Source organism: Rhodococcus sp. (in: high G+C Gram-positive bacteria) (genome assembly GCF_049286785.1).
GTDB lineage: Bacteria > Actinomycetota > Actinomycetes > Mycobacteriales > Mycobacteriaceae > Rhodococcus_F.
On sequence record NZ_JBAQEO010000802.1, the window covers coordinates 1 to 4606 of the forward strand.

The 4606-nt window shown below is 66.2% G+C and carries 7 protein-coding genes and 1 pseudogene; 4 read left to right on the top strand and 4 right to left on the bottom strand.

Annotated elements, in window-relative coordinates; genetic code table 11:
* Nucleotides 1-475: 475 nt before the first annotated feature.
* Nucleotides 476-772: a hypothetical protein gene (locus WAW17_RS28950; protein ID WP_422336296.1), complete on the bottom strand. Its 297-nt coding sequence runs from the start codon at nucleotides 770-772 to the stop codon at nucleotides 476-478.
* Between the two features lie 180 nt (nucleotides 773-952).
* Between WAW17_RS28950 and WAW17_RS28955 the strand changes: the two genes are divergently transcribed.
* The 4 genes from WAW17_RS28955 (at nucleotide 953) to WAW17_RS28970 (ending at nucleotide 3171) form a co-directional block, all read left to right on the top strand.
* Nucleotides 953-1162: a hypothetical protein gene (locus WAW17_RS28955; protein WP_422336297.1), complete on the top strand. Its 210-nt coding sequence runs from the start codon at nucleotides 953-955 to the stop codon at nucleotides 1160-1162.
* A 335-nt stretch (nucleotides 1163-1497) separates the two neighbouring features.
* A complete protein-coding gene (locus WAW17_RS28960) occupies nucleotides 1498-2481 on the top strand; it encodes a recombinase family protein (RefSeq protein WP_422336298.1) in 984 nt (327 codons plus the stop codon).
* A gap of 64 nt (nucleotides 2482-2545) precedes the next feature.
* Nucleotides 2546-2794 carry a type II toxin-antitoxin system Phd/YefM family antitoxin gene (locus WAW17_RS28965; protein ID WP_422336299.1) on the top strand — a complete coding sequence of 83 codons (249 nt, stop codon included), beginning with the start codon at nucleotides 2546-2548 and terminating at the stop codon, nucleotides 2792-2794.
* 5 nt (nucleotides 2795-2799) lie between these two features.
* Nucleotides 2800-3171: a type II toxin-antitoxin system VapC family toxin gene (locus WAW17_RS28970; protein ID WP_422336300.1), complete on the top strand. Its 372-nt coding sequence runs from the start codon at nucleotides 2800-2802 to the stop codon at nucleotides 3169-3171.
* 30 nt (nucleotides 3172-3201) lie between these two features.
* On the opposite strand, the gene WAW17_RS28975 is transcribed toward WAW17_RS28970, so the two are convergent.
* The 3 genes and pseudogenes from WAW17_RS28975 to WAW17_RS28985 all read right to left on the bottom strand — a co-directional run.
* Entirely contained in the window at nucleotides 3202-3522 is a 321-nt protein-coding gene (locus WAW17_RS28975) for a hypothetical protein (protein ID WP_422336301.1), read from the bottom strand.
* Entirely contained in the window at nucleotides 3519-4106 is a 588-nt protein-coding gene (locus WAW17_RS28980) for a hypothetical protein (protein ID WP_422336302.1), read from the bottom strand. The genes WAW17_RS28975 and WAW17_RS28980 overlap by 4 nt, the downstream gene beginning before the upstream one ends.
* A gap of 17 nt (nucleotides 4107-4123) precedes the next feature.
* Nucleotides 4124-4606: pseudogene (locus WAW17_RS28985) on the bottom strand (hypothetical protein); the annotation flags it as partial.

Genomic DNA, 4606 nt, shown 5'->3' on the forward strand with positions numbered 1-4606 from the left:
CTGAAAGTGCTTTCTGATGCGGCGGATAATCTGGACTTCAACGACCCTGATCATCCCAGCTCAGAAGGCACTTTCCTCATTCACACGCCGACGCGGCCACCAAGATCTTCCACGGATTCAGGCTTAGTTATATGACAGCGATCACAGTAACTCGGGGTAGCGGGTAATCGGCATCGACAATTGGGCCGCACGCACGAGGCCGCATTCTCGCTCAGATCGTCCGCACTGTTCCCCTCACCCAAATGCCCTGTGCGACGGATTCTCTGAGCTATATGAGTGGGCGGTGACTCGCCCGCTGAACCGGTCAGCGATTCACTGGACTGCCGCCGCCAGCTAAAGAAGTGGTCGCTTTAGACCCGGGGAATTGCGAAGCCCGTGCCTGTCCCGTTTCGCTCGCGTGCCAGATAAAGGCCGGGTGGCGTCATCAGTTTCTGGTTTGAAGCGTGCGCACACGTCTAGAACGTAACCCGAGTATTCAACAATCACGCAGCGCCGGGGCAGCTTCGGTATGAGCCTGCTGAAGCAGGCGCTTGAGCTTCTTCGCATCCCTCGACCGAAACGATTCGCCATCGGTGAGGCGATCACGCACCATGTCGACCACTCGGACCGGCATGAGTACCTGCTGCTTGACCGCTCCGCCAACAGCTTCGATCACGGCTTGTTGCATCTGGCCGTCCTCGATCGCGAAGGACACATGATCGAGGGTCTCGTTGTCTAGAACTGGCCGGAGACCAGAAATCACCTCGTGCGCAAACCTATTGAACCCCTCCATGCCTGCCAGTCTGACACTACCCACGAAAATCTGCTACGCGTAAGTGATCAAATGCCGAGATAGCTGACATCTGCAAGGGCTTCTGGTTGGACGCCGTCTGACGACCGCGGCGGTAGCTGGGCCTGTTAGGGCATCGAGTGGCACCACGAAACCGCTGGGTTTCGGTGCCACACTGGCGGCATGACCTTCACTGTGACGCATCGATCATTCGACCAACTCGCGGAGTTCGCCGTGACCGACTTCGGCCCCGACGACTCCTACAGCATCCACGAAAGCGGCGCCCTCGTCGTCGTCAGAGCTCACCAGGAACTGATCTACGCCCCCGGTAGCTGGTTCCTTGTGGAGCGTACAGACGGCCCCGAGGGTAAGTCGCCGGGCAACTACATGTGACCCAGCCGCGAGCCCGAACTATGTGCAACCTCGGGTAGATCGGTGGGCGGCGCGCCGGGAATCGAGACTGCACCGGGCGCTGCCCGGCCGGAAATGTTCTTCGACATCTTGTTGCGGCGCCGGCTACCGATTCGACAACCAGGTACCGTGCCGATTACCCGAAACTAGAAAGAATCCTTATTAGCGACGACTGGCGTGCCACAACCTTGGAAATGAGACGCCGCCTGGTCCGCCTTCGGTTGCCGCGAACGCCCAGGTCAAAGCGTCTCAAAAATTAGTCCCACAATTGAGAGTCATAACACCAGTGCGAACATAACTTTCGGTACGCTCCGCGCATGGAGTTGGGGTATGCGCGGGTGTCGACGACCAAGCAGGACCTCGCGCGGCAGATCGACGCCCTCACCAGGTCCGGGATCGACCCGGTGAACGTCTACGTGGACAAGAAGTCCGGGGCCACCACCGACCGCCCCGGGCTGCAGGCGCTGCTCGGGTACGCCCGCATGGGCGACGTGATCGTGGTGCACACCCTCGACCGGCTCGGCCGCACCGTCCGCGACACCCTCAACCTGATCCACGACCTGCACCAACGCGGCGTGGGCCTCCGGAATCTGGCGGACCCGATCCGAATCGACTCCACCAACCCGGACGATCCGATGGGTCAGTTGGCGGTGGTGCTGCTGGCGCTGTTCGGGCAGATGGAACGCACCTATGCGGTCGAGCGGGCCGCCCACGCCCGCACGGTGGCCATCGAGAAGGGCCGCCGCGTCGGCCGGCCCAGCGTGGTCACCGACGCCCAACTCGCCTACGCCACCTCGCTGCGTGACGGTGGTGCCACCATTCCCGAAATCGTCGCCAAGACCGGGCTGACCCGCTCCACCCTCTACCGCCATCTGCCTCCCCGACCGGCGGAGGCACTCACCGCCGCACCCGACCCCATCGAGGAGACGCCTTCTCCGTCAATGGTTGCGTCGGCACCATCACCGGCCGCCGGACCTCTGGCGTGCCCGACCTGCGGGTATCGGCCCACCACCCGTCGGGACCTCGTCCCGCACCGCGCCGACCTCGCCACCGCCTGGCTACACCTGGACAACCGAGGCCAGCTGCGCCAGGCGCAGCACTGCGCCCGCTGCCAGCCGCACAGCCACGTCCTGGTGATCAGCTGCTCGAGGTGCGGCGACGGCCCGCTGGTCACCGGCTCTCCCGGAGACGACCTGCCTCCATCGGTCCTGACCTGGCTGGAAGATCACGGATGGACCACAGTCCCCGAGCTCGTCTGCGGCGCTCACGACCGGTCACTGCCCACGCATGTGACCACGTAGCCGCCCTTCCTGGGCGCTGCCCCTCAATCAACCAGCAGAGGTAGCATTAGTGCTACCATGGGGTATGGAGAGTCTAGGGTTGAAGGAACTGCGCCAGCATGCCAGTGACTACGTCAAACGTGCCGAAGCTGGGGAGACGATGCTGATCACGGTCGCCGGCCGGCCGAGCGCGATCCTCGGCCCGGCCGGGCGGAAGACGTGGTGCGCCTTCGACGAGGTCGCCGACATCTTTCAGACCGACACCGATCCGGCGTGGGCGGCCGACCGTAACCTGATCGACGACCCGATCGCGGACCCCTGGGCTCCCCGGTGAGAACGGTGCTCGATACGAGCATCCTGATCGCGAACGATGTCCCGCCCATTGACGGGGAGGTCGCGATCAGTGCCGTGAGCCTGGCGGAACTACACTTCGGGCTCCTGGTCGCAACCACCGCGCAGCAGCGAGCTCAGCGGTTGCAGCGCCTGATCGCCGTGGAACGCAAGTTCGAACCCCTACCCGTCGACGCGGGTGTCGCTCGAAGTTACGGGCAGCTGGCCGCAGCCGTGCGAGCATACGGCCGCAAACCTCAGCCCCGAGCCCTCGATCTGATGATCGCCGCCACCGCGCACGCGAACAACGCCCGACTCGTCACCCGCAACGCCGGCGATCTTCGCGGCATCGAACACCTGCTGGGAGTCGACACCATCTAAAGGACAACCTGCGATCGATGTAGGTTGCCGTTACCGGGGCTCACCCAGTTGGCCGGTACGGCCGGCGTCGCTCGGTGTGCGAATTGGGATGCCGTACTGCTTCGCGATCCGGCTCATCCGCGGCACGCTGCGTCCCACCTCGTGCCCGAGTTCCCGCAGTGTTCGCCGCTGGGTGACGTACTGGTCGTGGAACCATGCCGGATCGACCGGCGGCCCTCCGACGGTCGGGGTGATGCCGTGGTGTCGTGCCAGCCGACCCGCCACCTTCCTGCCGACGCCGATCATCGAGGCGATCTCGGCGAGGGTACGGCGCTGAACGTAGTAGAGGTCGAGGAACTGCGTCCGGCTCAACGCCTCCTCGGCCGAGGTCTGGGCCGCGCGTCGACCGAACCGCTGTGCGGCAGTGGGCGATGCGGGCGCGGGGTGCTTCTCGAGGAGGTGGCGCACCACGTCGATGGTGGTGCCCAGTTGCCGCGCGATCTCCGAAGTGCGGCGTGTTCGCGGCGGGTCAGGTCATGGAGGGCGGCGAGGTCGACGGCGCCCGGATCGGGTCCGGGCAGGAGTAGCCCGTCGAGCAAGTGCAGGGGTGGATGCCAGTAGACCGGTTCCTCACCCAGGCCCTGGTCGTCGAGGAACTGGCGGGCCGCCTCGGCGAGCGGCGCGGCCAGTGCGGGGGTGAGTGCGCGCGGGAACTCGGACAGTTTCGCGCGGACGTCGTAACCGGCCGCGAGGAAGGGGGAACGGGACGCGGGTAGCCCGCTGAGTCGTTCGAACAACAGGCAGCGGGCGAAGTCCGCCTTCTGGCCCGCGCCGGGCGGTGTTCCGGTCCGGCGGCAGATCTCGTCCCACAGGTCGTGGGGCAGCAGATCGCGGTAGTCCAGGCGCCGCCGCCTGTCGTAGTCGATCGGTGGCGGCTCCGCGGCGAGGTGGTCCACCAGCCGGGTCAGCGCGGTCAGGGTGCCCTCCCACCGAGGAGAGTTCCGCAGGGATGCCAGCGTGCGGGTGACCCCGGCCGCTCGGACCGCCGATCCAGGCGGTCGGCGGCCTCGCCGACGGTGAGCGCGGTTCCCACCAGCACCAATGCCGCCGACAGGGCCGGTCGGACCTGCGCTGGACTGCACGGGGCCACCGTGAATCGCAGTGACCATTGCGGCCAGAGCCGGGTAGGGAGGCGGCCGGCGGCGTCGTCCACGGCGGTGGCACCCGCCGTGGGGTAGCTCGGGAGGGCGGCGGCGGTGCGATACCGGAGCTGATCGACGGCGCGGACGAACAGCGGTCGCAACGCGGCGAGCTGGATGGCCGCCAACACCGTACTGGTGGCGCTGCCCCAGTCGCACATGGTGCCGGCGTCGACCTGGCGGCCCAGACGACGACCGCCGTGCACCAGCCACCGCAACGCCTCGCCGGCTTCGGCCGTGCTGGACCGGTCCAGCAC